The organism is Roseibium sp., from assembly GCF_025698965.1.
Lineage (GTDB): Bacteria > Pseudomonadota > Alphaproteobacteria > Rhizobiales > Stappiaceae > Roseibium.
Genome location: NZ_JAILWL010000473.1, coordinates 1 through 4,965, shown reverse-complemented (window position 1 = coordinate 4,965; position 4,965 = coordinate 1). Strand labels below are relative to the sequence as shown.

General features: G+C 53.9%; 1 protein-coding gene and 2 pseudogenes. 2 read left to right on the top strand and 1 reads right to left on the bottom strand.

Going from position 1 to position 4,965, the window contains the following annotated elements:
* A partial coding sequence (locus K5905_RS27320; protein WP_297590208.1) for a TonB-dependent receptor occupies window positions 1-3,282 on the bottom strand: 3,282 nt, incomplete at its 3' end.
* 1,162 nt (window positions 3,283-4,444) lie between these two features.
* On the opposite strand from K5905_RS27320, the pseudogene K5905_RS27315 reads away from it, so the two are divergent.
* Window positions 4,445-4,756 (top strand): annotated as a pseudogene (locus tag K5905_RS27315) (transposase); the annotation flags it as partial.
* A gap of 22 nt (window positions 4,757-4,778) precedes the next feature.
* Window positions 4,779-4,965, top strand: a pseudogene (locus K5905_RS27310) (IS6 family transposase); the annotation flags it as partial.

Sequence of the window (4,965 nt, the reverse complement as noted above, 5' to 3'; positions counted from 1 at the left end):
AAGGCGATCATTGTCGATCGGCCTGTAAGCGTAACCAACGGAAGCTTCAACATAATCTCCGCCGTAGAACGCATCGCTGTCAAAATGAGAGAGTACCGCATCGACATCAGCGGCCAGTCGCCAATCCTGACCAGTATTCCAGGCAAGGCCGGCGGTTAAGAAGTATGTGTCCAAGTCGCGTGTTTCGTCGCCTGATCTTTCAAAACGCCCCTCACCACGAATTCGCCCGCGAATGCCAGCTTCCTCATCGTTATATCCCACCCCTAGCGAGACCGCATAGCGGTTGAAGTCGGAATTCTGTTGGCCAGTAGCTTCATCGACCGTGTCGTCTTCGACGGCCCCGGTTACAAGATCACCTTCGACGCGCCACAATGCATCGGGCGTATAGACAACGCCGTATGTCTGTGCCAGCGAGTAGCGGCGCCCAAACATGTCATAGCTGGTTTCCCCGTAGGCTGAGGTCGTTTCGCTAAGAGATCTCCGGGTTCCGGCGACAAGCACACCAGCATTAGACCCACTTATATCACTCACATTTTCCAGGCTGAGTGTGCGATCCGGATCAAGCCGATAGCCCAGGTAATAGGTATCATCTGCGGTCGGGGCGTAGTTAAGAGCGGCAAGGGCACCGAGACCACCGGAGCCGTAGGATGTTTCGCCTGACGCACTGATTTTCTCGGTGAGTTGGATTTCGCCGCCTAATCCAGCTCTGTTGTTGTTGTCGATATCATCTGTGCGGTGGAGTGTGCTTTGACCAAATGCATAAAGCAGATGGTCGTCATTCGGCTGATAGGCAATTCTGGTTCCCACATCAACACGCGAACCGTTGTAGCCCGACTTACCCGAACTGACCGCAAGCGGAGATCTAGTTTCTGCATGAGCCACTCCGAGGGTGGCTCTCAACTGCTCGCTGGCCTGCCAGGTGACGCCGACTTCACCGTCACGTTTTAATTGTCCGTTGCCATCCCTGAGTTCATCGTACCCCAAGTTGACCCTGACTGCGTCGGCAACATGCAATTGTGCCTGTGCACCCCATATCTGCCTGTCAACAGCGGTTTCACTGGTGAGCGTCGAGAACCCGGCCTGTTCGTTTTCATAGTAGCCGCTGATTGTGCCTCTGAGATCGTCGACGCCAATATCTTCGAGATCAAACTGTCCCGATAAACGCCATGCTGTGGATGTCTTGCTGCTTTGACCGGCTGCTGGTTCGTCAAAAATGGTAAGGCCGCCATCCGTAGAACGAGAAACACCGAAACCGGAACCGTCTGACTGTGCAACTTCCGCCTGCAAGAAGGTAGTCTGCGAGTGCCGCAATTGAATGTCCGCGCCCAACACCTGATGACCAGTACCGCTGGACGTGTCGTACGTCTCCGTAGCGCCGACGCGCACTTTATCGTTCAGCCAATGCTGCACCCGGCCGCCGTGCGCATATTCATCCAGGTCAGAAAAAAGCGGCGTATACTCGTACTGGGCGATCAGATAGATGTTGTCGCCGCCAAGAGCACCGTCACGCACCGGAGCGGTCGTCTGGGTCACCGTAAAAAGCGGCTGCCTCAGCAGTAATACGCCTTGCAGATAGTCGATCGAGTAATCTTCGCCGTTGCTCAAATAACGCCGCTCGAGAACGAGATCTGTCACACTGTCCCGAATTTCGACCGTTATCGTATCGGACCCTATGGTGATATCCTGACGTTTCAGGAAATAGGCCGACCCGCCTGTGGCCAAGAACTCATCGCGTTGTGGCAAAGTGTCGGGTTTGGCAGCGTAAGCCGTCGCTTGGGTGCGCGGTTCACCGAAGGAGGTTATCTTCTCCGAACGATAGACGGCGTTGGCGCCATAAAGGCTGCGGTCGGCGCGCACAAACTCTGAACCAATGATACGGGTCTTGTAGTTGCCCCACATCACATGGCTGTTGCCACGCTCAAGTCGGACATAAAATTTACCGCTGGTCGGCGCATCATCAATGGCTAGCGAATCATCGCCATAGATCGGGTAATAGTCGTCCGGGTCGATGCGCCGCAGCAACTGCCGCGGGTCCTTTGCATCCAGCCCTCGAAAGAGGTTGCCAATATCGTCCTCACCGGTATCAGCGGCGGCGGTCAGCAGATACTTACCCTTGATTTTGCCTTTCAGATAAAATGCAAGCCGGCCTTTTGTATAGATGCTGCCGTATTCGCCGGCACGAACGGTTTCAATCTGGTTGTCACCAATGCGTTTTCCGACTGTCAGATCAGCCAGTGCTACATAGAACCAGTCATTGTCGGGAATGTTGATGTTACGATTGAAATTCAAGCTGCCCGTTTTCGCGGGCCCCTTGACCGCCACCTGAACATCATGATCACCTGGCGGCAGGATACGTTGCGCCACGAACGATCGGTCGGGATCAAGTGGAATGTGTTCGCCGAAGGCCTCGATACGGTAGTCCGGGGGAACATCGCGACCGAAAACCGTTACCGCACCACCATGTACCGGAATGCCGCGGATTGCCGTGCGATCCTGCGCCATGCCTGGAGCGACCGCCGTTTCTCGTGCAGCCAGTTGGTAATCGCGACTGGTCCGTGCGAGTGTAAGCGCATGGGTTTCGTCGAACCGGCCTTTGGCGTCATAAACGCGGAGCACATAGCTGAACTCACGATCTTCTCCGGCCGGCATGGTCCACCAGCCCTCACCGTTGACGATGACAGGGATCACATCGACTAGTTTGCCGGCATCGGTCCCGGTTGTTGCAGTTATACGGATCTCGGCTCGACTTATGAAAGCCGGATAGTTCGAAGTCGCCAGAAACGATACCTTCTCACCAGCACGATAGGCTCGGCGGACTGGCGTTGTTGTTATGTTGAGTATCGAACGCTGCTCCAATCCGTCAAACTTGATTTGAATGTCGACGGCACTCAGGTCAACATCCGATTTTCGTTGTTGGTCGACCGGTTTGGCAGACGGAGTGGAGCCGAAAGTGGTAGGCTTGCGTTGGCCGCTGCTATCGACCACTTCGCCGTCGACACTGATCGAAAACGGTATTGTCCCCTCATCTAGCGACATCTCCTGCCTGATGAATTCACCGGCCATGGGAGCCTCCGCCAGCTTGTCATCCGCGGTATTGTCTCGAATGTGTTTGGAACACTCCGGAGTTGCACAGGGGGCGGTTTCCGCAAACGTTCTGGACGACGCAAGTGTGCCGGTAACGAAAGTTGCGCTAAAAATGAAACTCAATAGAAACGAGCGGGCATAGGAAACGATTGTAGTTGTCGCACTATTAGCCTCAATTAAAGCGAGAAGCGTACTCATCACCTTGTTTCCGGCGGTGTTTCTATCTCAAGCCTGTGTCCTCCACCGGAAGCTTTGCACGGTCTCGCTCTCTCTTTTTCAAGGTTGCGCAGTCGGGTGAGGGCGAGATAGTGATTGGCAACGTCGTTGAGGCCGACAGAGTTTCCGTGCTGATCAAGCGAATTCGCCAAATTCACGCGCTGTCTTGGTCTCACCGTGCTCAGAACGAGTAATCGAAACTGGATTTCAACGGCCTGACCTGACTCCAATATCAAATCTGCGAAGTTAATGACCCGCACCTCACTTGTTGGGTCGGCGGCAACACCACCAACGGACCTTCCTCCAGACCATGTTGGAAGCCGGGGGAAATTTTGCCGATGACGGTTACTTTGGCAGAGGTCTTCGGCCTGGTGCTGGCAGCCTGAAGAGGGTAGGGAACTCGACCTCCTCGGCCAACTTCGCGTAAGCCCGCAATCTTTATGACAGGAAGGCTGCTCCTGAGCCTTGAGACACCCGAAGTATCGAGGCATTGGCCGGGTGTTAATCGGCAGTTCGGGTTGCCTATTGAGAAACCGGAGACGATGCCTGGTGCGACAATAGGAAAATTGAAGATCGCATCGGAACTCGGCTTTCTGCACATTACAGTGCCCTCTTCTCATCGCAGCAGGTGCTGGAAACACAGTCTGACGCTTACCTGCCCAGGCGTAATAGTGAGCCTGACTGCGAAGCAAAAAAGCACGGTCACAGCAAGTATAAGATGAGTAATTTATGGTAAAATTCTGGTTAATCGAACTTTCTATATGTATTTTACCAATATTACTATCAAATTTATCGCGATAAAAATCTCAAATGAGACGAATAGTCAATTAAAATCAAAATTCAACCCAATTTCCTTTTACAATGCTGCTTTGTTCTGTCGTTTCGTTGTTCGTTGTCCTTTAAACCTGACTTTATTGCAGACCTTGAAACCGTGAACCGTTGTCCCTTCGCTTTTACCGGCGCCGCTCCATTGGGTCCAAGGGGCCCGAGCGTGTGTGTGGACGCCTCCTGGAATGCGGTAGGTCTGAGCGGAGGATTATGGGCAAATAGTCGAGGATGACGAGATCAGGAAAACCAGGGAAGCGTGTATGGGGGCTTATCACGTTATCAAGCAGTCAGGATTTTGTGAGATAGAACGACGGGTATGAAGACCGCATCTATCAGCTACAAGCGCCATCGCATTCCACTGCAGATCATCGCGCATGCTGTGTGGCTGTATTATCGATTTCCGCTTAGCCTGCGCATGGTTGAAGAAATGCTCCTGGAGCGCGGCATCACGGTTTCCTACGAAACGATCCGGCGCTGGGGCAGAAAGTTCGGTCCAGTCTATGCGCACCGTCTGCGCCGCAAGCAGCCATCGCGCAATGACGTTTGGTTTTTCGATGAAATGCGCGTCGTCATTGCCGGCAAGAAACACTGGCTGTGGCGCGCCGTCGATCAGGATGGCTATGGGTTGACGAGATCGTTCAGACCCGCCGCAACAGGTGCTGCTGGAACGCGACATCGTCGTTTCCTATGAAACTATCCGTTGTTGGGCCAAGAAGTTCGGTCCGGACTATGCCGGTCGCTTGCGTCGGAAACTACCGAGCCCGAACGATGTTTGGCATCTGGACGAAGTGGTCGTAACGACCGGTGGGAGGAAACATTGGTTGCGGCGCGCGGTCG